This window comes from Hymenobacter cheonanensis (assembly GCF_030581075.1).
Taxonomy (GTDB): domain Bacteria; phylum Bacteroidota; class Bacteroidia; order Cytophagales; family Hymenobacteraceae; genus Hymenobacter.
Genome location: NZ_JAUQSW010000001.1, coordinates 654518 through 677307, shown reverse-complemented (window position 1 = coordinate 677307; position 22790 = coordinate 654518). Strand labels below are relative to the sequence as shown.

Sequence of the window (22790 nt, the reverse complement as noted above, 5' to 3'; positions counted from 1 at the left end):
GCCCGGTTTACACCCAATTTCACCGCGCTGGCGTAGCTTTGCTGCGTCGGCCACCTTCGGGCAGCGGCACCGGGCCTATAGCTCAATCGGTTAGAGCAGCTGACTCATAATCAGCAGGTCCTTGGTTCGATTCCAAGTGGGCCCACAAAAAACCCCGTTTCTAAGCTGGAAACGGGGTTTTTATTTTGTTAGGGTACGTGTAGGGGTACAGCTGCTGAGTAGATCAAAAAAAAGTTAGCCGCGTGGAATTGGTGCTGCGCGTTCAAGTCTAAAATTATTGCACGCAATCTAGCAAACGGAAAGTCTACGAAGAACAAGCCTAATTCAGTAGTTTAGTAATGCCTCCGAAGGCTTCGTTACGTATAAAAGGGAGGCCCCCACAACTTAGTGGCGCGCTACCAAAGAGTATGGCTTTCCATTCAGCCTTGCGCAAAGCAAAATGCCAGTGGGTAGCATGCCGGTTCCCGTTCGTCAGGTCAGCCTCAATCGTTGCCGACTAAAGAGGTAACCAGTGCAGGGGAGTCCTAGACTGTGCAGTTAGGTACTTTAATAGCGATACTGCTGGGGTATACTGCGATGAGTAGCTTTCTAGTGGGTAGCAATGCGCGGAATAGTGCAAATAGATTAGGAAGAAAGGGCTTTAAGGAGAGGCAAATTCGCGTTACGGTAAGTATGTTGATACTAGACGCAAAAAACACGCTAATTAGGGCTGATGCCTACGCGGAAATTGCGAAGTCGCATCCCATAATCACGCTTTTTTAGCGTGTTTTTTTCGGCAACAAGTTGCTAATTAGCGAGCTTGTAATTGTGCAATTAAGCTGCGAGCTTTTTCTCCTCATAGAGTCAGCTGCTAGCTACCCTGTGTGGTGGCTTTCCCCTCACTTTGCTGCATCTAGTCTCCGGGCTTACTAGTATATAGGTGCTACGCGCTACCGTAACACACTACCATTGCGTGAACCTTACATTGGTGCGCCTGTGCTGCAGGTGCTGTATGCGGAGACTGAGGCTATGCGTCAACGCCCCGGCAAAAAACGCCGGGGACTAGATGGATATAGGCAGCTACCCTTGTTCAACCTGTTTCGCTACCTATTCCCTATGCTGCCTACCCCGGGTGAGCATTCCCTTGCCACCATTCTCAAGCACGATAGCAAAACCACTAGCTATAAAATAGCCTTGCTGCGTGCGCTCAACGACCTTGTTCTCTCGTACCCCGGCCTGGCGCAACTCGAGCAGCCCGTGGCAGTTCCTCTGATGCGCATTGCCGAATTATGGGCTGCTTACTACTGGCCCTTTATGGGCCCGCAGCCTATCTACCAGGGCCCGCGCGCGCTGCTGCGCAACGATGTCAGCTTTCGCCCTGCCCTCACGCAACTCCGAGCTGAGTGGCAGCGCACCCTGCTCACCCCCGCCGAGCCCGCCGACGGCTTCTTTCTTTTTACCGAGATGCGTACCCCCCGGCGGCGCGCTACCTACCCAGTACCGCTGGTTCGTGCCTATGAGCAGGCCCTCACGGCTATCACGGCCGCCATCCGCAAACCCATCCAGTACGCTGGCCCCGAGCAGTGGGTCCTGTTTCCCCAGCCCGCGCGTTTTAGCCACCTAGCTGGCCGCGCTCTGCCGCTTCCCGGTACTACTCCCACCGATGTGTGCGTGGTAGTCGCCGCCCCGCTGTGGCAGGCCTTCCACCGACTTTCTCTCTACGTCGAAGCCCTCTGCATTCATGAGTGGTGCCTTTTCACAGAGGGCGTTACTCAGGACGCCACTACTCCTTCACTCACGCGCGGGCACATCTACACCTTACTCACCGCCCGACCTGACAACCGGCGCCCGCTTTCTTGGGAGCGTAATCAGGTCGATATTCTCCTGCACGAGCAAGTTTCCTTCACCTGCCCCTGGACCCAAAAAATTATTGCCCACTCCACCCCCTACGACCTCGACCACCTGCTCCCGCTGGCCATCTATCCCCTTAACGAGCTCTGGAATCTGCTGCCCGTCGACCCTGAGTTCAATCAACGCACCAAGCGCGACCGCGTACCATCCATGCAGCGCCTAGCCGCTGCCGAGCCTTTGTTTGCCGCCGCCTATGCCAGCTACGGCCAGTCTGCTACCCTTAGCCAGGCCATGCACACCGACGCGGCCTTGCGCTTTACTGGCCTGACCAACACCCCCAGCTTTGCCCGTGACCTGGCGCGTCATACCGTAAGCTTTATCAACAACGTGTCGGACGCCCGCTACGTCACCCGGTTTTGAGCTTAGACAGGCTACCTAAACGAGGCGCGTGTCCGGCCTTACCGCTAAACGGCGACCGGTTTTGTAGCTTGGTCTAGTGAAAGCCTGCCTCCCTATCTTTCTGTTGCTCGCTAGCCCAGCTGTCGCCCAGCGCCCCACTGCCGAAGCCTTGCGACCAACTGCATCCTTCTGGCCTATCAATTACCCCACAGCTACAGTCGTATTCACGGCTCCCACAGCACGCCCACTAGCCTCCGCCATTATTCAGGCTGAGCATTTACGAGCTTGGCTCACTAGCACCTGCTCGGTGTGGACAGAACTGCAAACGCAGGCCGACTCTACGCAGCTTTACCAAGGCCAACTGCGCGGCGTACACGTAGGCGTGGCGCTACGGTTTGCCGTGCAGGTGCGTCGGGAGCGAGCGGGCTGGCAATATGTACTCCTCGCTTTTCGGGTCCGCTCGCCCACGGGTAACCCCGACTTGGTGCATTGGTTACCGCTGGAGCGCTTGCTCAATGACCGGGACTTTGGCCCCGATCTCGTCAGCTTTCAACAACAGCTACAGCAAGCGCTCCCGAGACTCTAGCTAGTACTTGGGCGCCCCACCGGCATGGGAAGCCGGCTTGGGCTGAGGTCCCAGAACAAGCGCCCTATTCCACAACAAGCTTGGCGGCCTGATTAGCGGTGCGGACTACGTATACCCCAGGCGGCAGGCCCGTTAGGTCGAGGGCGACTGCGCCCAGGCTGGCTGGTACTGTGCGCACCGTCCGCCCCACAGCATCAACTACCGTCAGGATCGAGGAGCTGTAGCCCTGCCGCGTTACCAGGGTCTTGGCACGTGCCGGGTTAGGGGCCAGCGTAAAGCTAGGGTTGGGCAAGCCGGGGGTAGTAGCCAGCAAGGGGGCGTCGGATAGCGAAGCCAGGAAGCCAATTTGCAGGCCGGCCGAAGCGGGAATGAGGATAGTGTCGAAGGAGGCGGCTGGGGAAATATACCCCGCACCAAAAAGAGTCAGGCCGCTGAGCGCTACGGCGTAAATACCATCATTACCCTGGCCGCCCATTGCCTTAGCCCAGGTGAAGGACGGGCTAGCTCCGGCATCCGTGAGGTGAGCGATGAAGCCATCCCGACTGAAATAATTATTGGTGGCGTGGGTTAAGCTCGCCGTCCCAAAAGTGGCAACCGGACTGCCAATGGCGCCGCAAACGTAAACGTCCGAGCCGGCCAGGGTAAGGCCATAGGCCTCGTCGATGTCCGCCCCGCCCCCCGCCGCGGACCAGTTGAAGGCCGCGTCGGTGCCCGAATCCGTAAGCTTCGCGACAAAGACATCGCTACCACCAGCGCTGCTAACGGAAGTGAGGCCAAAGCTGGCAGTGGCATAGAAGTAGCCCGTCAGGTAGATACTCGGGCCACTTACTGCGATAGCCGTGGCCTGTGTAGAGCCCGGACTGCCGGCTTGTTTTGCCCAGGTCCACGTACTGGAAGCACCCTGATCAGCTAATTTAACCACGAACACATCATAGTAGGCCGCCGCTGTCAGCTTCGTGTTGCCCGCCCGAAGGGTGCCGCCAAAATAGCCTGTAACATACACGTTCGCCCCTTGGACGGCTAGCGCGGTAGGATAACTACTACCAATAAAGGGCTGGGTCCAGCCGAACGTACAGAAGCTGCCCTCATCCGTTAGCTTACATATAAAGCCGTTTGTGGTCAGCGGCTCAGCAGGACCGGAATTGGGTAGGGTAGTCGCGCCAATGGTAAGGGTGGGACTGGTGAAGATTCCCGTTATATAGACGTTCGCCCCACTCACCGCGATAGCATAGCCACTCTCATAACCGGAGCTGCCTACCTGTCGAGCCCAGGAAAAGGTAGCGTCGAGCCCAGTATCGGTCAGCTTTGCTACGAAGAGGTCATTGGTAGAGGAGGTGAGGTTATGCAGGGTAGTAACCCCAAAATCGGCGTTGAGGGCGCTAAACCAACCCGTTACGTAGATGTCAGCCCCGTTGCGGGCGATGGCCGTCCCAATATCGGTTCCACTACCCCCAGCCTGCTTGGCCCAGGCAAAGCGATTGCTTTCGCGGTCCCATTTGGCAACAAATATGTCGCTGCCGCTGCCAGGGCTGGTGAGCGTAGTGTTTCCAAAGTTTGCCGTGCCGGTAAACTGCCCCGTCAGGTAGATGTTGCCCGCACCGTCTACCACCGAAGCGTTGACATAGGATTGGGTGCCACTAAAAGCTACTGCGCTCTGCCAACTGGGAGCTTGCGCCCAAGCTCTCGGTCCTGCCAACAGGAGGAGCCCTACGACCCAAACGAGCCAACTGTTCCGGAAAGCGAAAAAGTGCTTCATGGATAATGCTAAAGCGCGCCATTAGCAGCGCACCAAGGTAAAGATATGACCTTAAAAAATTCTATCTCTACTAATTTGTTACTCCGGTTGTATCCAACACCACGCCGCGTCGGATGCGAGCAAAAAAGCTAGGGGTGCGTCTCGACTGGAGACTCCTTACGTACCTTCCCATAGCAGCCGCACATAGTGGCAGTAATCTTCCAGCGGCACACTGCTCACGAAGCTCCGCAGCACTATCGGCTGTTCCTGGCCATAATCCACCCCGACCTCGACAAAGAAGCCGCGGCCCTCATCGGCGCAGTGGTAGAGGTTGACCCCATCGTCATCGGCTTCCCAGCGCTGGGCTAGGTAAGTGCCGTGCTGGAGCACCCAGTAGAGTTGCATGACGGAAGAGAGCTGGCGAAAGGCGTAGAAGGTCATGCTTATTGGGGCTGCAGGGCGTAGAACTGGCGGCGGCCGTAGTGAAAGCTAACGAGCACATCTTGACTAAGAAAAGAGAAGCCCAGTACCCCCTGGTAAGGAAGTGCCCGGCCACTGCTGGGGCGGGCCAGCGCGGCGAGCACCACTGGCAAGTCATGCCAGTCGGTTCTTCCCACGGTCAAGATGGGTAGCAGGGCCCGCTGCGCCGCATGCTGGCCAGCCGCGCCAATCACCACCTCGGACCCGAGCACGCGCGGCCGCAGGGGGGCCGGCAGGCGCTGGCTAAAGACGGCGTCGAGGTTGTTGGCCATGGCACCCTTATCGAGCAGCAGCCGGACCGGTACCTGGCCGATCGTGCCCACCACCACGGGCCAGCCCTTTTCCAGCGTGAAGGCCACGGAGTCGCGCCGCGTAAACGGGCGGGGTCCTGGTCGGTTCAGCGGGTAGCACGTCAGCTGCCGGTGGGCGTAATCAAGGACGACTTCGTAGTCACGCAGCAGTCCGTAGCCTACCAGCCCCAGCAGGCGAGGCCCTACCGCCCGGCGGATGGGCGCCAGAGAGGTAGCGATTGCCGTCAGGTTGGCGTAGTGGGCGCTGCCGAGCTGAAAGTGGCGGACCGGCACCTGCTGCTGGGCCACGACGCCCGTGGCGCTTAACCCGCGGGTTGGGGCGGGCTGCACGTGAGTGCTGAACGCGGTTTGGTCCAGCAGCAGGCCGTATTGGCAGCCCGTATCGAGCACGAAGTCCCCCCGCTGGTCATTGAGCGGCAGGTTACGCAGCACAATCAAACCACCCACTAGGTCAAACGGCAGGCGGACAACGGCCACCGGCCCCGCCGATTGGGCGTAGCTGGGCGCTGCCAGCGAGAGCAGGAGGGCGAGCACGAAAAGCCGCGGCGTCGAGGTAAGCATAAGGACAAAGAAAAGCCCCGCCCTGGGGAGGGCGGGGCTTTTACTCAGCTGTACCCAATAAGGCTACCGCGGCGCAATGACCAGGCGGGTGGTCCAGAGCTGCCCGCTCGCGCGCAGCGTTACGCTGTAGACGCCCGGCGCCAGACTGGTAGGTAGGGTCAGGGGCACGTCGGCCTGGTAGCCGATGGGAATCACGCGCTGGGTGCTAACCACGCGCCCCAGCATATCGGTTACGCGCACGTCCAGCACCTGATTGGTCAGCCCGCGCAGGGCCAGCCGGGTGACGGCCGTGCCCACGCTCGGATTGGGATACACGTGCGCCTCGGCCGCCTCGCGGGCCGTGGGCTGCAGCGTCACGACTGGACTGTAGCTCGTCGCCTGGTCCGTATCAACCTGCCGCAGGCGGTAGTAGGTGAGACCCGTCAAGGCCTGGCGGTCGCGCAGCTCGTAGCTGTGCGCGACCAGGCTGGAGCCCGCGCCCGACAGGCGGCCGACCTCGGTGAAGTGCACCCCGTCGGCGGAGCGCTCCACGGCGAAGTAAGCGCTGTGCAGCTCCGAGGACGTGGCCCAGCGCAGCACCGCTTCCTGCTCGTTCTGCAGCACGGCCTGGAAGCGTACCAGCTGCACGGGCAGCGGTCCACTGAGCGCGTCGTTGCGCGTGTACCAGATGGGAGCGGTCCAGATCTTGTCGCCATCGGCCTGCGTGATGACGGCGTAGTAATAGTAGGTGGCCTGGTCGGGAATCGGGTCCGAATACGAGAGCGTGGCGCTGCCCGTGCTGCTGGCCACCTGTTGGGCTTCCACGCCCGAGCCGGGGATGCCGTTGAACAGGGTAATGGAGGCGACTGCGTCGTTGGGGTCCGGGTCGTTGACGCTCACCGCCAGCGTGGGCGGGCCAGCCTGGGTGGTAATGCTGCCCATCACCTGGGTGCCGGCCGTCAGCAGTACTTCCGTGTTAAAGTCGTCGGAGGCGTAGAAGCGCCGTTGCTGCAGCGCGTCCAGCAGGGCAGCCCGGCTCAGCGTCGTCGCCAGCACGACCAGCCGGCCGGGGGTTGAGCGGCCGAAAACGGAGTAGTGGGTGTCGTGATCCACCGTGGGGGCCACGTGGTAGCCCAGGCGCAGCGCGTCTTTAAAGCGCGCCTCGTACGTGCTGGAGGGCGGGTTGCTGTAGGTCGTGTTCTGCGAGAAGGCGGGCCCGGTACGCATGGCCGAGCCCACCAGCACATCGGCCACCGTGGCGTTGAGCGAGCTGTTGAACAGCCCGTTGTAGTCCGTGGAGGCGGGGTGGGCCAGGTAGGTAAACGTGCCGGGCTGCTGGGCCACGGTGGCAAACAAGCCGTTGGGGCCGGTGTAGTCCCCCTTGGCCACGTACACGTCGTAGAAAGTCGGCTCCCAGCCGATGAGTTTGGGATAGCCATACACCACGACGTGGCCGCCCCCGCTGATGGTGCCCCACTCCATGCCGTAGAGGGTAACGAAGTTGCCCTCGTCGTTGGCCCTATCCGCCTGTTGCAAGCCCTTGGCATAGTTGGCAAGTTCCATGCCCGCCTGGCTGTGGTTGTGCTCCGAAATGCCCATGAAGTCAAACTGCTGGGCCAGCCGGCCCAAGGCGTAGTCGTCGGCGGGCGTGTAGGCCCCCGACGTGCCGGAGTCCTTGTTGCCGTCGGAGTAGCTGCTGTGCCCGTGCAGGTTGCCGCGGTAGAAGTGGTAGCTGCCCGCGGTGACGGGGGGCGGGGTTGCGGTGGTCGCCGACACCGCGGCCAAGTCGCTGGTCAGGTAGGCGGCCGAGCAGCCGGTCCCGTTAAACTCGTACACGATGGCGTAGTATGTCGTATTGGGCGTGAGGCCCGCGACGGTGGTACTGCTGCCCGCGCCGCTGTACACGACGAAGCCCCCACCCAGGGCGCTGCCGGCGCCCAGGCGCGCCGAGGCCGTGTAGGCCGTGGCATCCTGCGGACCGGCGGTCGGGGCCTGCCCGGCGGCCACGACGACCAGCCGCTGCGCGCCGTTGCCGTTCTGCCAGCCCAGGGTTAGGCTATACGTGGCGGGCGTAGCCTGCACGGCGCTGGCCGCCACGGTGGGCGTGGCCGCCGCGATGCAGGGGGCCGTGGTGAAGGTGCCCGTGGCGGGGCTGGCCTGCAGGTAGTTGAGCGAGCAGCCGGCCCCGGCGGCCTCGTACACCTGGTAGGCGTAGGTGGTGTTGGGCTGTAGGTTGGTCACGCTGACGCTGGTACCCGCGCCGGTGTAGACCACGTAGCTGCTGGTGCCCACCAGCGCCCCGCGGCCGTACTGCGCCGTGGTGGCGTAGGCCGCGCCGTCCGTCGGGGCATCGGCCCCCGCCGAGGCCGGGCGCACGAGCACCAGGCGCGAGGAGCCCGCGCCGGCCGTCCAGCTCAGCGTGGCGCTGCTGCTAGTCAGGCTGCTGGCCACCGGGCCGGTGGGGCCGGCCGTGGGCTCGGCGTCCAGCGTGCAGGGCGCCGTCACGTAGAGGTTGTCGAAGAGGGCGTAGTCGGTGGCCGAGGTGGCGTGGTTCCACAGGCAGCCGGTGTAGGGCAGCGCGGTGGTGGTGTAGGTGCCGTCGCTGGCCGAGCCCAGCGTGGCGTAGGTCGCCGTGGTCGGGTCCTGGAAGGCCGTGGTAGCCGTCGCCGCCTCCAGCGTCCACAAGTCCTCGTCGGGCAGGTAGGTGACGCGAATCGTCTGGAATTTATTGGCCGCGTCCACGTCGCCCACCACGATGGGGGTGAGGGTCGAGGCAATGCCGTTGGCGTAGCGCACGAGCTTGATGGGGTCGGGCGTGCCGCTGTTGCCCACGACCACGGCGTAGCCGGTGCCGCTGAGCAGGTTGTCGCTGCTGCCGGCCAGCACGTAGGCCACGGCGTAGGAGCTGGCATCGAAGCTGGTGGGATTGGTGCGCGTCTGCTGCATGTTCCAGGCCCAGGTCAGCACGCGGCCATTGTTGGTGAGCACCGGGTCGTAGTTGGCAGCCAGGCTGCGCGTGACGAATTCGCGACCGCTGGCCGTGCCGGCTAGCTTGAGCTGGTTGCTGACGAGGCTAGCCCCCGTGGTCGTCGTTTCGGTTTCCGTCCAGCCGTTGCCGACCGTGGGGCTATCCGAGCGGTTGAAGTCGTCGAGCAGCACGAGCGTGCGGGTGGTGGCCGTGAAGCTGGCCGTGCTCGTGGCCGTGCCGCCGGCCGTGGTCACGCTGATGGGGCCGGTGGTCACGCCCGTGGGCGCCGTCGCCCGGATGGTGGTGGCCGAAACCACCGTGACCTGGGGGGAGGGCGTGCCGTTGAAGCTCACCGTGGCCCCGCTGCTAAAATTGGTGCCGGTAAGCGTGACGCTGGTGCCGGCCGGGCCGCTCGTGGGGGTGAAGCTGGTGAGGGTGGGTGCCTGAGCGACCGTTACGTTTACTACTACCTCGTTGCTCACTTGCTGGCCGCAGGCGAACGTGGAGCGGGCGACTACGTAGTAAGTGCCGGCGGTCGAGAAAGCGGGGGTATAACTGGTGGCAGTCTGGTTAGGGAGGTCCGTGTAAGGCCCCCCGCTGGTCGTGGCATAGGCCCACTGGCGGGCCGTGGGCGTGCTCGTTTCCGTCACCGTCAGGGCCGGGCCGTTGGTCGTCGTGTAAATGTTCTGCGCGGTCGTGGGCGCAATGCGCACGGTGCTGACCGTAAAGGCCGCCGAGGCGTTGCTGGTGGTGGCCGGGTTGCTGGCCGTCACGCGCACTTTGTAGCCGGTACCACCTGCCGTGGCGGCCGGAATGGTCGTCGTAATTGTCTGGCTGGCCGAGCTGGCGCTGGTGAGCGAGCCCACGACGGTGGGCGAGGCCGGAAAGGTGCCCGCGGCGTCGGAGAGCTCCACGCGGAAGACATTGCCGGCAGCGAACGTGCCGTTGCCGCTGAAGGTGACGTCCAGCGAGCCGCCCGGGCAGGCGCTCGTGGCCCCCAGCCCGCTCACGGTCAGGCTCGCCGACGTGACGGTGAAGGTGCCCGGGGCCGTGTACGAGGTCGTGCCGTCGGAGAGGACGACCGTAGCCGCCCCCAGGGGCGTGCCGGCGGCTACCGTGGCCGTGACGGTGTTCGGCGAAGCCGACACGTTAGTTGCGTTCACGCCCGCAAACTTGACGCTGGTAATGCCGCTGAGCAGGCCGCCGCTAATGGTCACGACCTGGCCCGCCTGGCCGGAAGTAGGCGTAAAGCTCGTTGCCGCCGTGACGCAGAATGTGGAGGAGGTGCCGTTGCGGGGGGTAGGGCTGCCAGTGACAAAGTCCGTACTGTTCTGGTCGGTATCGGTGCAGCCCCCGGCTCTGCGCAGCACGGCCAGCGTGTTGCTGGGGGCGGGAGTGGGGCCCGTACCTTCGAAGCAGGTCGTGCTGCCGTAGCCGACCAGGTCGACGACCGTACCGGCCGCTGGGCAGGTTCCCGTCAAGGCCGTAGTCGAGGCCACGAGGGCCACCTTGGCCCCTGAGGTGGTCAGGGGAATGGTACCCGTGGCGTTGGGCGTAGGCAAAGCCATCGTGCCCCCGCTCCCCGCGGCCTCCTGAATCAGGTAGTACCCACCCGCCGCGATCGTACCGGAAAGCGTCGTGACGCTCCAGGTGCCTGTGCCACTCGTGTACTGCACGGAGTAGTTGGCCAGCGACACGTCGGCCCCCGACACGTTGTGCAGTTCAATAAAGTCGTTGGTGTAGGTGGCGCCGCTGTTGCCACCCCCGCCATAGACCTGGCTGATGACTACAGTGGTACTCCCGGCAGCGGCGGCGGTGAGTGAGCCGCACAAGCTGAGTAGCAGTAAAAAAGAGGTGAACCACTTGGCAGTAGGGTTACTACTACTGGCTTTCACCCGACTACCGGAAGGATGCGACGAGAAAGAAGGTAATGAATATTTCATCAATAAATAGGAGCTTTTGGAGCAGAGCTTTGACAATGTAAAGCTACTGCCTTGATTCCTAATTGCTTCGCTTTCTGGGCATACTTAAAAGTTTGATAACGTTGAGTCCAGGCTCCCGACCTTAGAAAAGGCCAACACTAGCGACCTTTGGCCCCTACTTGCCCTCTTGATGAAGCCCCTGATTTTCCGCGCAGCTACGCTGGCGCTCCTCGCGCTGGTGGCCGTTTCCTGTACCAAAACCGATGACGCCACGCCCACGACGGCAGCGGGCCGTGACGACAACCTGGCGCTGGGCAATCCCAGCGGCGCCGTGGCGAGCCTTTCGTCACCGACCAACTACCTGCTGGTTAAGGACCAGTACACGCTCTCCTATAACCGGGACCAGGGCAAGCCGAACTGGGTGAGCTGGCACTTGAGTAGCGCCTGGCTAGGCAGCGCGCCCCGGCAGGATGACTTTCGCGCCGATGCTGACCTGCCCAGTGGATGGTACCAGGTAAAGGCCACCGACTACTCGGGTTCTGGCTTTGACCGCGGGCACAACTGCCCCAGCGCCGACCGCACGAGCACGGTAGCCGATAACTCAGCCACGTTCCTGATGAGTAACATGATGCCCCAGGCGCCGCAGAATAATCAGCAGACCTGGGCGAACCTCGAGAACTACGCCCGCACGCTCGTCGATGCCGGCAACGAGCTCTACATTGTCTGCGGGTCGTATGGCCGGGGCGGCACTGGTAGCGCCGGCTACGAGACGACGCTTGCCGGCGGCAAGGTGACCGTGCCCGCTCGCTGCTGGAAGGTGCTGGTGGTGCTGCCGGTGGGTAGTAATGACGTAAGCCGCATCACGTCCAGCACCCGTGTGATTGCTGTCAACACGCCCAATGACAATTCGTTGAGCAGTAGCTGGGGCAGCTACCGCACCAGCGTTGATGCCATCGAGGCCGCCACTGGGTATGACCTGCTTTCCGCCCTGCCATCCAGCCTGCAGAATACACTGGAGGCTAGGGCTGACACGGGCCCCACGAACTAAGTAGTAAAAGGAATGCTCGCTGCTGCCGATCTATTACCCGCACCTGACGGCGGCGCTGGCCCGGCCGCTGGTCCTGCGGCCCTACGTGCGGCTGAGCGCGGCTGAGGTGGTTGCGTTTGACCAACTGGTACCAGTGTGGCTGGAGGATGAGCAAGCTTGGTTTTACGTCAACAAGGTCGATGGCTGGGAGGATGGCCAGCCCAGCACGCCGGAGGAGTTGGTGCGCATGTCGTAAGTTGGTGGCATGAAAACGCTGCTACTTGTCATAGGGCTGCTAGCTACCCTTCGCACTCAGGCGCAGACAATACCTGGCAACGCCGTGCGAGCAGTTGAGCAGCAAGTGAAAGGCTACAATGCCCATGATGTCAACGCCTTTTTGGCTCCTTACGCGGACAGCATCGCGTTATATTCTTTTCCCGACAAGCTACTTAGCAAGGGCAAAGCTGCCATGCGGCAGCGCTATGCTAGTCTTTTCAGCAAGACGCCAAAGCTACATTGCGCGGTTACTAGCCGACTTGTCGAGCTGTTATAATAATACTATCGGGATTACTTGGCTGCCCATGAATTTTATAAAGAGCAACTTCTTTGTTACCGATTTGTGGTATTTGGCTAGCCTGCTCTACCACCTGTATTCTACTAGGGCGATAAGCTAGCTCGAAAAGGGGGTCATAATTAGTTGTAACAATGTGATTAATGAATGTTAAGCGTGCTAACTTTTCGTGTACATCAATTCTTGTAGGCTCGGCTGAAAATATATTATCAAGTATCTCAATTAGACGAGTGCGGTTACCATGATGTAGGTCAACAAAATATTGAGCAAACTTAGGAAGTGTCCAATCCGGGCACTTAGGCTTTTTTTGCTGGAGTGAAGCCGCCAACTCTTCACGCTGGGCTTTTGATAACTCTTCATATAGCTTCTCTACTACGCCTGGACCCATCGGGTAGCCAGCGTATCGAGAGAAGCCTGCGCCTGCCCATAATAAAGTGCGGCCTTGGCGTATTTCTTTGAATAATGTTTCCTTATCCATAATGCCCCCAAGCTACGAAAAAGCCCTGACTGTTGGGCCAGGGCTTTGTGTTTGATAGAAAAAACAGAGGTTTACAACTGAGCAGCTATGCGGATGCATCGGCCTTCACGCGGCCGGGACGCTTTTTCGGGGTGCCATCAGCTTTTCTGCCGAATGGGGCCTCTGAATCGGCGTTGCTAGCTCGACGCTCTTTTTTCGCAGGTGCAGCCCCATCAAGCAGTATGTAAACCTTTTCTACTTCTTGGCCGATAGTAGCGAGCAGGTTTTCGATACGGGTAAGACCCTTGCGAATTTCTTTTTCGTTCGCAGTATTAGTTTCTGCTTTAGTGAGCAGGTTTTGTAATTCGTTTAGGTTGATGGCCATGTTGATTATAATGTTGATTTTACAATAGTACGAGGGGCTTGGGTAAATGAGTTTGTGATAATAGTTGATAGAGTGTGAAAAGCCCCACTTGGTGGAGCATTAAACTATAGGTAGAACGTATAAATAATGTAAGAAACAGGCTTCAATTACCATCCTCGCCGGCCTCTACCACTTCATAATATTCTACTGCATCACATCTACAGCTAATAAGCTGTCCGCTACATTTAGGGCACTGCTCGTGGTCGCATCCGTAGGTATGATACATTCCCGCTTTTACCCCACAATCCCCACATGTTATTTGATTAAAAGGGTCATCTTCGTCGCCAGATGCAACCCTTTTAAATACTTGGCCATCTATTTTATACGCATTAAAAAGTTGAGATTCTACTATTGACAAGGGATGCTCTTTTGCTACTTCTTCACCATGATAGATAACGAACTGTTTTTTGAACTTGCTGAGCAATTCGGCTTCAGTATGCCATAGCTCCCTGTCAATAATATCTTGCAAGTCAGCCTTGATATGCTTTCTGTAAAAGAAATGCATAAATTCAAAAAGCTCGCAATAAATGACTTCTGCTTGTTTTTCGTTTAAATTGTATTCATAATGAACAATATTATTTCTAAATTTGACCGCACTTATAATAGCAGCTCTTTCCTTTTCATCAATATTTACGGAATCAAGGGAGATTAGCCTGTCTAGTCCTTGCTGCAATGAGACTGTATTTTTGGGGTTGTCAATGTTTTCATAAACAAGTATCTTATGGTGAGATGCTAGTAGGTGCTTAATGAGCAATTCCAGCCCCTGTATCAGATGAAGAATGGCGAAGGGCCACTTGCTAGGTTTATCCCTAGCCCATGCAACACTGTAAATAGATTCCTCAATGAAATTCTGAGCGTTTTCCAACAGGCTAAATTTCTTTTCAAACACGCTCATTAGTAAAAGAATAAATGAATAAGAGATGCCCTAATCTACGAAAAAGCTCCGACTGTTGGGCCGGGGCTATGAGGTTAGCAGAAGCGGGGAAGGGATTGGCTAGGGCGTGGGCGGGGTGACGGCTAGCATGAACTGTCCACCATAGGCGCTGAATAAAAATCGTTGCTTCACGTTGAGGGTATTATCAGCATTGTATAAACTGCCACTTGCAAAGTCAAATAGACGTAGTCGCGACAAGTTGCCTAATGAAGTTTCGGTAATAATAGCTTGCCAGTCAAAATTGCCGAGTGCATCTTCCACTGTCGGGTAGTGGCAAAATAGGTCGCCCTCTTGTGGCGGATGCTCTGCATAAATGAATTCTAGCACCTGCGCGTCTGTAGGCGTAAGCTGGCGCAGTACATCAGCAAAGCTCGGCTGCACCGCCACCCGCTGCGCTGGGTCGGCTGCATTAGCCAGTAGCGCGGCCCACTTGTCAGCTAGCGTTGGTTCCTCTTGAAGAGATGCTCCCTCTAGCAACGGCACAGCTATATTGAATGGCACTCGCTGCGCCTCTCGCCTCACCACAGCCAGCAGCTTATCCGCATCGGTCAGTGTACGTTCGGCATTCTTGGTCCGCTGACCCTTGATGTAGTCTCTGCCAATTTCACCTATTTCCTCAGCAGCCAGACCCAAAACTTTTGTGAGAAAGGGCTTGGCAACTCCGTAGATAGAGGCTACAGCAGCAGCAACCTGGGGATGCTCAGTAATCGCAGTGACTACAGTAGATATGGGCTCAGGCATAACTTTTTAAACTAAGGCTTTAGTCTTTTTTCTGAAAAACCGAGGAACATTATGCAGGTCGCTGATATCTTCTCTTACATACTGTTCTAATCTCTGACGTAAATCAAATATTGTATCAAAATTGTCTTTACCTATGCGCTTTAATATTTTAGCATTTTTCGTATCATGCTTTTGAATTAAGTCAAATAAATGCTTATTTATAGTATAAGCAATTAGTAACGTTTCTTGATTCAGCCATAATCCTGCCTGCAAGGCGTCTTGAAGTTTGCCGCCAGCTTCTTCAAAACGTTTTGTGTCACCAAAAATGGTTAAATAAGGGCGACTATCTCCTTCATCCATTGTTCTAGAATTCAAATCAATTAAGGCAGCTTCTAATAACTCATAAACTTTGAGTCGCTTGTCAATCACCTTTTTATAGTAATCGTTTTTGTATTCTTTATCTTTAATAAAAAATGATATTAAACTTGTTATTAGTGTGGAAATCACAGTTGCAATAGCTGCGCTTGCTAACCAAGAAGTAGAGGAAAGGTGAGCATCTGAGCAGCTTGTTAGGAGGCAGCAGATAAAAAAAAGTACTAGTGCTTTCATACCCGCGAAGGTATATAGTTAGCGCTACCCTACCTACACCCAGACGTCGGGCTTCATCAAGGATAGAGCTAATGAGCATTAGGGGTAGTTATAGGCTGCGCCTCATCAAGCTTATAGAATAGGGCACTGAGGAACGCTAGCCACTCCAAGGCGCGAGCAGGGTCGGTAAGCTCAGTAAGGTTATGCGCAAAATGATTACGTAGTGCCATTATGGCCCCTTGGTAAAGAGCCATGAAACCAAACTGCTCGTTTGGGTCGTCGGCCATATGTATAAGCGGGCTATTTTTGGAGAAAGCAGTTGTCATAACTGACACGCCCGTTGTCGTTGTGGATAGGCTGGCTTTCACCTGCACGGCTTTTTCTAAGGCAGTACAAGCTTTCTGAATCGCATCGGAGTAATGTGCGCTGGTGAAGCGTGAACTGGCTGCCTGTTGGACAGTGGGGTGAAGGTGGCTGAGGATATCAATGTTTGCTTTATTCTCTAAATCATCAGCAAGCTCTCCGGGTAAAGCAAATGGACCATATTCTCTTTTTATCCAAGCTAACCAATTACCTAAACTGCGCATTACACTATCCCAATCCGTTACTAGTTGCTTAACAGGTAAGTCTGGCCTAGTCGAATAAGGAATTAAGTCGGGGAAATGCTCAATAGAAAAGGCTAAATAGAGGTTTGCAAGATTCTTTACAGCATCAGTAACAGTTGCTACAGCAACTCTAGGTATCTTAACTCTCTGATTGATTAAAAAATAAATATTATTTTCTAAATACTCAATTCTTAATCCTTTTTCAGTTTTATTTAGCTTAAAGCTCCGTTTCATAAGTCCATGCCCTTGTATGGCAACATGGATTAAATTTATCTGCCTAGGCGTAATCATTAGTACTGGCACTTGTGCTACTTGTCAAGTCGCAATTTATTCGCTACGCCCCAGCCGTCCGGCTATGGCTAGCTCGCCTAGCTTCTCATATTCGGCATCGGTGAAGGAGGGGGTGCGCACGGGGGCTAGGGGTTTACGGTAATTGAGTTGAGAAATAGGCGCTGTTGTCTGTCCCCTATAAAGTCTGGAATAACTTCTCGGTTTGTGGGTAGAAACAGGAAGACGTAACTAACAGAATCCAATACCAGACTGCGCATGCACCTCGGCTCCAGCTTACCTGTACTATGCTGAAAGCTATTATAAGTGAACTCCCTTCCCTCAATTCCGCCTACGGTGAAGGGACGCGCTACTACGTTCTGCGCATGCTCTGCTTTTAAGGTTGCTTCCACGCGGGCGTATCCACGTGCTCTGCTCGTTGTGTCCTGCGCCGCGATATGCACAGCGGGATTGACTGAGCGCAGGAGTTGATACGTGCCGCCCAGGGTGCGTAGCACCCATATCTTCATGCGTTCGGGATGTTTAACAGTCCTAACCTTATAAGGATTTAAAGCGTGGGGCTGGTTGGGTAGCTCTACCGTCACGCGCGCATCTAGTGCGAACTGCTGGCGATGAGGCAGTTTGCAGGCAGTTAAGGAAAGCAGCGCGAGAAGATAGAGGTGTTTCACGCTCCTAAACTATGGTGTAGAGCCGAGGTAGCTAAGTGGTGCTACTCGACACCCAGGCGGCGGGCTTCGTCGAGGGCTAGCGAGCGCAGTAGGGCCGACACGCTAAGGCCGCGCTTTTCGGCTACTCGCTCAATCAAGGCTAAGGTTTGCGTCGACGGAATAAGTATTCGTGGCTTGAACTAACTGCCTCAGAAGAAACATGTACCAACTCCCATCCGGCTACTGTGAGTGCTTCTAACTGGCTATTTACAACTTCTAAGTTCTTGCCGAGCGTAATAGGGAATTTTTCAGAGTTAGAACTGGGTAAGCTCTCTAGTCCCAACTCTGATTTACCCTGAAAAGCTGGCGCAAACACAATTTTTGCTCTCTTATAATACTGCGTCTCGTGCTCTACGACCGTTAGGAACTCATATGCCGTGGGCTGAGCTGTTTGGCTGTGGGAAGAGAAAGCAACGGTTAGTAGCGGTAGGGCAAGTAGTAGGCGTTTCATGCCCACGAAGGTATAGGGGCAGGGGCTATTTCAAGCCCAAGCGGCGGGGTAACAAAGGGGGTAGTGAGACAATCTACTGATTACCCCACCAGAGTAGCACGAATAAGGCTAGAATCAAAACAATGAGCCACGGTGGGGCCACGCGGACGCGGTACCGTAGGCGACGACGAAACGGCGGCATGGAGGCTATTCTACCCCTAAGTGGCGGGCTTCGTCGAGGGCAAGCGAGCGAAGCAACTAATGTAGACCTACCCAATACCGTTTCACCTTACCTGTGCCATCAAACTCTACCCGCATCGAAGTGGGGTCTATCATATCCCAGCCTACCCAATAGTGCATTAGCGTATCAGGCTGGGCATTGAGACGATGCCATTCGTTAAAACCAGCGATGTTGAGATGCCCATTCTCACCACCTAGCGAGTCAGGTAGGCTAACGTTACTAGGTACTACCATTTCTATTCCGTCCCGGTCGGGTGAGCCAAGTAAGGCCACCACTTCTGCCCGCGTCATGCCTGGCTTGAGATAATGAGCCATCACATCATCTGCCATACTCGCGCGCGGGTTGTTGATGCCAAATGTGCCTGTTCTGCCTCCGGTGAGCCATCGTTGCCTGTTAAAGCCAAAATGATATTCGTAGGCGCCTACCATTGACAGCCCCAGCCCCAGTAGTAGCCCCATCGCTACAAAGCCACCTAGTGCGATAAAGAAAAGTCGTATGCCGCTGAGTAAGGTACTTCGCACAATAGGTAGTAGAAGTGCTGGGCAAGGCTATTTATCTAGCCCTAGCTGGTCAATGATATATTCCGACCTGCCCAGCTGGGCGGCAGTGGCTAGGGCGCCTAACTTCTCGTACTCGGCATCGGTAAAGGAGAGGGTGCGGGTTAGCGGATTGTGTAAGTGAGCGTTTTGCTTTGGCCAGGGTAAGCTTTCGCTATTTGCTCAAGCTGCCTGAACATAGCTTTATCGCTGCCAAAGGCGCCACTTTTCCAAGCAACTTGCCGGGTCATCTCGTTGTGGCCACGCGTTGTAGGCACAACTAGGATGTAGGAGCCAGATAGCGAAACAACCACTCCACCCGCTTCCCCTTTAGATACAAATCCGGTTACTGTCAGTGTTTTGCCAGCGCTTAGTGCTTTTGGGGTAGTGACAAAGGAATGCATCTCGGCATCGCTCTGCGCTAACCCATACCCTTGGCCCAGAAGTGCTTCACGAATTCTGCGCCAAGCCAGCCCCACGCTATCCGTAGTGGTAACCAAGACCGCGTTTGACCCTTTAGGGGGCTCTGCTTCTGGTGTCTGTGCCAAGAGTGGCGTAAGGGTAGTGAAAAAGAAAAGGGCGAATAGCAGGTGTTTCATACTTGCGAAGGTATGCTGGTAGACTATTCTACACCTAGGCGGCGGGGTAACAAAAAGAAGCCCCGGCTCCTATGGGGAGCGCGGGGCTAGTACAACAAGTGTCACGAAATGTCAACCAGTCGTAGGAGTTAGTGTCAGAGCAAAGCTCCAGAGCAGTTGTGCGCCCCACGACCCGCCCCTGCGCGGGCGTGCTGCTACGTGAAGGTAATGGGTCGGGTATTATCGAGGCTGTCTGCGCTCCCTTTCTACGGAGGTAGGTGCCGAGCCTGCGACATAGAACAAACGGCCCACGGCGTATAGGCCGACGCATGATGCGGTAACTAGTAGCAGGTGGTTGATTATTTGCAGCATGGTTCTGGTGGCTTTTTTTAAAAAAACACACTCCCCCGTCCCGGTTGTGGCGGGTGGGGTTTGGGTTGGGCGGGTGGAGTTGCTAGGTTACTCAGCCGTAAATACGCACCTGAACTCGGTGCCTCGGGCTAGACTAAGCGTGCGCTCCCCTTGCCGGTCAGTAGAAACAGCTAGCTGGTAGGTGCCGTTGGCTAAGGCGAGATATGTACCCTGGGGAGCGCGTACTAGTAGAGTCCCACCTTTCTGTTGCCAAGCAAAGGATACTAGCTGTCCGTTCGTCAGGTGCATCTTGCCGGTACCATTTGGCCGGAAGGTGATGGTGGGGCACTCGTAGCAGTGCATCGTAGAATTGCCTTTCTCGTAGTGGTCAACCCGCCAGTGGCCCACAGGACTGGGGGGCTGTCCATGAGCGGCGAAGCACAGGGCGGCTAGTAGGGCGGCGGGCTTCATCGAAACGACAAGAGCCGCCGACCCCGCTCGAATGCTGCCATATTTTGTCGCCAGCCTTTTCGGGCGAGCAAAAATTTAATAGCCTGTTGTCGCTGCCCCAGCATCAACTGCTCGTAGCGCGCGTGTTCCTTCGCCGATGAGGGCAATGCTAACTGCGCCCTTAACCAAGTGGTATCCTTACGCAGCTTTACTGCGGTGGCATTCAAGGCTATCCTCTGTTTATTAAGCTGTTTGATTAATTGGGCACGCTCACTGGCACGTAGGGGGCGGGTAGCTGTATCGGCCACTGTGACAGTTTTGCTAACTGTATCGGCTGTTGCTTCATCGTGCGTTGCACTGGAGTGGTAATTATTCGAGCTGTCTGCTACCACTGGCTGTCGACCTCGCAGCCGGACCTTATACAAGCCGTTCATAGCAGAATCGGTAGCGGTGGGCTGATTGTTGGTGTCACCCCCACCGCAGCCCGCCAGCCCCACCAGCAGTCCAGCGGCAAGTAGTACTTTTTTCATGTCTGCGAAGGTAGTGTAGGCTATTACTCTATGCCCAGGCGGCGGGGTAACAACGGGGGGGAGGGGTGGGGAGCCGTACCGTAGATTATTGCATCGCACTAGCCAAAGCGGCCATAAACAAGAACGCAACTAGGGCCAACTGAGCATATTTGCTACGAAGATTCAATTCTTGAGCCAATAGAAATATGGCAGGATGGTTAGGATCATAGAACACAATTACTTCATCGCCATCAAAGAACTCCAAGTTATTGGATTGTCCTGCGCTTTCAGCTTCAATAAGTTGCCCAAGCCAGGTAGTGAAGCGAATAGTTGGGATGAAGTAGGGGCCACTACGACTGCTTACCTCTCGCTGGCGAACTACCTGGCCCAGAACTTCAACGCCGGTGCGCTGCAATCGACGTGCAAATATTATCCGGCGTAGGGTGATTACGCCCATAATTATACCGAGTGCAAAGGGGAAAAGAGCAGAGTGAATCAAAGTAGCGGGTTTGGAACTAGGGGGCTTTAGCTCTATCACTTATCGCTCTTGAATGCACAAGCATTACAGAGCTAGTGGTGAACCACCCTACGCCTAGGCGGTGGGCTTCATCGAGTGATATCTAGGGAGTAGTTGGCGCCACCGTGGGCTGGGCCTCGTCCAGTTTGTAGAACAGGGCGCTAATAAAGCCAAGCTACTCTAGGGCGCGGGCAGCGGGTATCTCGGTCAGGTTATGGGCGTAGTAATTGCGGATAGCTTGCAGCAACCCACGATATAGAAAGCCATAGCCTTCCCGTTCGCCCTGGTCGTCGGAGAGACTGATTATCGGATTATCTTTTGGAAAAACCTTTCCTATTAGTGCTGTGCCCGTCACGCTAGCCGACTGGCCGCCCTTTGCTTGGATGACCTTCTCTAATGCGATGCAAGCCACATGAATAGCTTGAGAGTAATGGTTGGTGGTGTAGAGGGAGTTAGCTGCTTTTTAGATAGTTGGGTGCAGATGGGCAAGTGGCTCATCAGGTTCATCATGCACTGAATTTACCGCGTCCCAAATATCACGTTCTTCCTCGATTGCTGCTTGTTCGTATCTCGTTTGCTCGTGATACTCCTCTTTTATCCAAGTAAGCCAGCTTTCAAAAGCCGCCTCTGCATCATCCCAGCTTTCCGCAATAAGATAGACTTCCTTTGTAGGAACTACTGTGAGCGTACTTTTATCGGGTGTTGAATAAATATATAAGATAGAAGTTGAAGCTGGGGGCCGAGATGGTACCAATCGAAAATAGAAGCCTTCTGGCTTGTATATGATTTGCATCTGCCCTTCACCTAGTGCAAAGTGAAATTTCTCTTCACTCATCCCGTAGCGCTTTATTGCCTCACGCAAGACTCTATCTCGTTTAGGAGTAAGCATAACTAAGAAAACTACTTGCCTAGTCCCAGCTTCACAATAATGTACTCGCTCCGCCCCAGCCGGACGGCGCTGGCGAGTTGGCCTAACTTCTACTTTAAATCGTAAGCGGCCGTATTTACCAGCTTTTCCATCACTGGCGCAATTTCCGCCGGCTCATCTTCTTTCCATTTATCACTAGTTATAACTGCTAAGGGTTGACCCTGCGCATCTACCTTCACGAAGGCCGGTATAGCCGTTAAATGATAGTAAGCGACCAAGTCCTGGCAGCTATCCACATTGACTTTAATTATGGCGGCTTGCTGTAATGCGTCGTCCACTTGCTCACTAGGCAGTGTTGCCCGAAAGCGACGGCATGGCCCGCACCAGTCGGCATAGAAATACACTATCGGTACGCGATGGGCGGGGGTAGCACTGCGTATGAATTGAGCGAGCGCCTGCGGATTGTCTTCCTTTTTGTAGTCGATAACGACTGCTTTGGTAGGAGCCGAACTGCCGCAGCCGCTGAGGCCCACGGCTAACAATCCCGCGAGTAGTAGATGTTTCATGCCCGCTAAGATATATGGCTGGGGCTATTCGACACCCCAGCGGCAGGTTATGGCTTTACCGTGATGGAGTTAAAAAAACGGTGGCGCTGCTCAGTGGCACTAGCAGCATTGTCGTCACGAGCTAAAAAGGAAAAAGTATAAGAAGCCCGACCCACTAGCACTGTGCGGAGGTGCTGAATAAAGACCTGATTCGTTGAACTAGACTTATTACTGAAAGTAACTTCAACCCCCTTGCCTGCGCGTGTGAAAAAGGTTGAGCGAGCTAGCAAAGCGTTATGCTCCCGCTCAAGTACATTCTGAATACCGTTAGTATAAAACAAATCGCGCTCAAACGGCTGCCTTGGAACGGCAGGTAGGGCATTGCTATTCACAATAATACCGTAAACGCACGAGTTACCTTTAGCAGAAAAAACGCGCACACTTGGGCTAGTAGCTATTTGCCGTGTGGCAGATGAAGGGAAGGGCATACCACTCACATCGACAAGCTTAGGTTGCTCAGGCAGCTGCACTGTTACGTGCTTGTCTACGGCAAACGTCTGCCAGTCAGATAGCGCACAGGAAGCTAAAAATAGCAGCGCCAGCATGTATGCTTTTTTCATGTGGCTAAGCTACTGCAAGTGGTCCAAGGAGCAGGCCTAAAGTATTGCTACGC

At 56.1% G+C, this 22790-nt stretch carries 23 protein-coding genes, 1 tRNA gene and 1 pseudogene; 5 read left to right on the top strand and 20 right to left on the bottom strand.

Going from position 1 to position 22790, the window contains the following annotated elements; all coding sequences use genetic code 11:
• The first annotated feature begins 71 nt into the window (after positions 1 to 71).
• Together Q5H89_RS02955 and Q5H89_RS02950 are read left to right on the top strand one after the other, a co-directional pair.
• Positions 72 to 145: transfer RNA gene (locus tag Q5H89_RS02955), tRNA-Ile, on the top strand.
• Positions 146 to 1095: 950 nt separating this feature from the next.
• The gene (locus Q5H89_RS02950) at positions 1096 to 2250 is read left to right on the top strand and encodes an HNH endonuclease domain-containing protein (RefSeq protein ID WP_305017801.1); all 1155 of its coding nucleotides are present in this window, start codon (positions 1096 to 1098) and stop codon (positions 2248 to 2250) included.
• Positions 2251 to 2879: 629 nt separating this feature from the next.
• Here Q5H89_RS02950 and Q5H89_RS02945 read toward each other — a convergent pair.
• The 4 genes from Q5H89_RS02945 to Q5H89_RS02930 form a co-directional block, all read right to left on the bottom strand.
• Entirely contained in the window at positions 2880 to 4571 is a 1692-nt protein-coding gene (locus tag Q5H89_RS02945; protein WP_305017800.1) for a T9SS type A sorting domain-containing protein, read from the bottom strand.
• 156 nt (positions 4572 to 4727) lie between these two features.
• Positions 4728 to 4955, bottom strand: a complete 228-nt coding sequence (locus Q5H89_RS02940) for a hypothetical protein (protein ID WP_305017799.1) — start codon at positions 4953 to 4955, stop codon at positions 4728 to 4730.
• A 38-nt stretch (positions 4956 to 4993) separates the two neighbouring features.
• Positions 4994 to 5902 carry an aspartyl protease family protein gene (locus Q5H89_RS02935; protein ID WP_305017798.1) on the bottom strand — a complete coding sequence of 303 codons (909 nt, stop codon included), beginning with the start codon at positions 5900 to 5902 and terminating at the stop codon, positions 4994 to 4996.
• 63 nt (positions 5903 to 5965) lie between these two features.
• Positions 5966 to 10792 (bottom strand): CehA/McbA family metallohydrolase, encoded by a 4827-nt coding sequence (locus tag Q5H89_RS02930; RefSeq protein ID WP_305017797.1) that lies wholly within the window; start codon positions 10790 to 10792, stop codon positions 5966 to 5968.
• A 169-nt stretch (positions 10793 to 10961) separates the two neighbouring features.
• On the opposite strand from Q5H89_RS02930, the gene Q5H89_RS02925 reads away from it, so the two are divergent.
• The 3 genes from Q5H89_RS02925 (at position 10962) to Q5H89_RS02915 (ending at position 12351) form a co-directional block, all read left to right on the top strand.
• Positions 10962 to 11819, top strand: a complete 858-nt coding sequence (locus Q5H89_RS02925; RefSeq protein ID WP_305017796.1) for a DNA/RNA non-specific endonuclease — start codon at positions 10962 to 10964, stop codon at positions 11817 to 11819.
• An 85-nt stretch (positions 11820 to 11904) separates the two neighbouring features.
• Positions 11905 to 12054 (top strand): hypothetical protein, encoded by a 150-nt coding sequence (locus Q5H89_RS02920; RefSeq protein ID WP_305017795.1) that lies wholly within the window; start codon positions 11905 to 11907, stop codon positions 12052 to 12054.
• Positions 12055 to 12063: 9 nt separating this feature from the next.
• Positions 12064 to 12351 (top strand): nuclear transport factor 2 family protein, encoded by a 288-nt coding sequence (locus Q5H89_RS02915; RefSeq protein ID WP_305017794.1) that lies wholly within the window; start codon positions 12064 to 12066, stop codon positions 12349 to 12351.
• Here Q5H89_RS02915 and Q5H89_RS02910 read toward each other — a convergent pair.
• The 16 genes and pseudogenes from Q5H89_RS02910 to Q5H89_RS02840 all read right to left on the bottom strand — a co-directional run bounded on the left by Q5H89_RS02910 (position 12326) and on the right by Q5H89_RS02840 (position 22737).
• Positions 12326 to 12847 (bottom strand): SIR2 family protein, encoded by a 522-nt coding sequence (locus Q5H89_RS02910; protein ID WP_305017793.1) that lies wholly within the window; start codon positions 12845 to 12847, stop codon positions 12326 to 12328. The genes Q5H89_RS02915 and Q5H89_RS02910 overlap by 26 nt on opposite strands.
• An 85-nt stretch (positions 12848 to 12932) precedes the next feature.
• Positions 12933 to 13211: a hypothetical protein gene (locus tag Q5H89_RS02905; RefSeq protein WP_305017792.1), complete on the bottom strand. Its 279-nt coding sequence runs from the start codon at positions 13209 to 13211 to the stop codon at positions 12933 to 12935.
• Positions 13212 to 13353: 142 nt separating this feature from the next.
• Positions 13354 to 14145 (bottom strand): hypothetical protein, encoded by a 792-nt coding sequence (locus Q5H89_RS02900; protein WP_305017791.1) that lies wholly within the window; start codon positions 14143 to 14145, stop codon positions 13354 to 13356.
• 99 nt (positions 14146 to 14244) lie between these two features.
• A complete protein-coding gene (locus tag Q5H89_RS02895; protein WP_305017790.1) occupies positions 14245 to 14925 on the bottom strand; it encodes an Abi-alpha family protein in 681 nt (226 codons plus the stop codon).
• Between the two features lie 6 nt (positions 14926 to 14931).
• Positions 14932 to 15513: a hypothetical protein gene (locus Q5H89_RS02890; protein WP_305017789.1), complete on the bottom strand. Its 582-nt coding sequence runs from the start codon at positions 15511 to 15513 to the stop codon at positions 14932 to 14934.
• A 68-nt stretch (positions 15514 to 15581) separates the two neighbouring features.
• The gene (locus Q5H89_RS02885; protein WP_305017788.1) at positions 15582 to 16331 is read right to left on the bottom strand and encodes a TIGR02391 family protein; all 750 of its coding nucleotides are present in this window, start codon (positions 16329 to 16331) and stop codon (positions 15582 to 15584) included.
• 182 nt (positions 16332 to 16513) lie between these two features.
• Positions 16514 to 17053 (bottom strand): hypothetical protein, encoded by a 540-nt coding sequence (locus Q5H89_RS02880; RefSeq protein WP_305017787.1) that lies wholly within the window; start codon positions 17051 to 17053, stop codon positions 16514 to 16516.
• Positions 17054 to 17192: 139 nt separating this feature from the next.
• Complete coding sequence (locus tag Q5H89_RS02875; protein WP_305017785.1) at positions 17193 to 17543, bottom strand: hypothetical protein; 351 nt, start codon at positions 17541 to 17543, stop codon at positions 17193 to 17195.
• A 237-nt stretch (positions 17544 to 17780) separates the two neighbouring features.
• Positions 17781 to 18284 (bottom strand): hypothetical protein, encoded by a 504-nt coding sequence (locus Q5H89_RS02870; RefSeq protein WP_305017784.1) that lies wholly within the window; start codon positions 18282 to 18284, stop codon positions 17781 to 17783.
• A gap of 140 nt (positions 18285 to 18424) precedes the next feature.
• Positions 18425 to 18898 (bottom strand): hypothetical protein, encoded by a 474-nt coding sequence (locus Q5H89_RS02865; RefSeq protein ID WP_305017783.1) that lies wholly within the window; start codon positions 18896 to 18898, stop codon positions 18425 to 18427.
• A gap of 797 nt (positions 18899 to 19695) precedes the next feature.
• Positions 19696 to 20208 carry a hypothetical protein gene (locus tag Q5H89_RS02860; RefSeq protein ID WP_305017782.1) on the bottom strand — a complete coding sequence of 171 codons (513 nt, stop codon included), beginning with the start codon at positions 20206 to 20208 and terminating at the stop codon, positions 19696 to 19698.
• Between the two features lie 85 nt (positions 20209 to 20293).
• Positions 20294 to 20686 (bottom strand): DUF3592 domain-containing protein, encoded by a 393-nt coding sequence (locus tag Q5H89_RS02855; RefSeq protein WP_305017781.1) that lies wholly within the window; start codon positions 20684 to 20686, stop codon positions 20294 to 20296.
• Positions 20687 to 20879: 193 nt separating this feature from the next.
• Positions 20880 to 21152 (bottom strand): annotated as a pseudogene (locus tag Q5H89_RS23210) (TIGR02391 family protein); the annotation flags it as partial.
• 15 nt (positions 21153 to 21167) lie between these two features.
• Positions 21168 to 21593, bottom strand: coding sequence for a hypothetical protein (locus tag Q5H89_RS02850; RefSeq protein WP_305017780.1), 426 nt, complete (start codon positions 21591 to 21593; stop codon positions 21168 to 21170).
• A gap of 89 nt (positions 21594 to 21682) precedes the next feature.
• Positions 21683 to 22138, bottom strand: a complete 456-nt coding sequence (locus Q5H89_RS02845; protein WP_305017779.1) for a thioredoxin family protein — start codon at positions 22136 to 22138, stop codon at positions 21683 to 21685.
• Between the two features lie 47 nt (positions 22139 to 22185).
• A complete protein-coding gene (locus Q5H89_RS02840) occupies positions 22186 to 22737 on the bottom strand; it encodes a hypothetical protein (protein WP_305017778.1) in 552 nt (183 codons plus the stop codon).
• Positions 22738 to 22790: the final 53 nt, after the last annotated feature.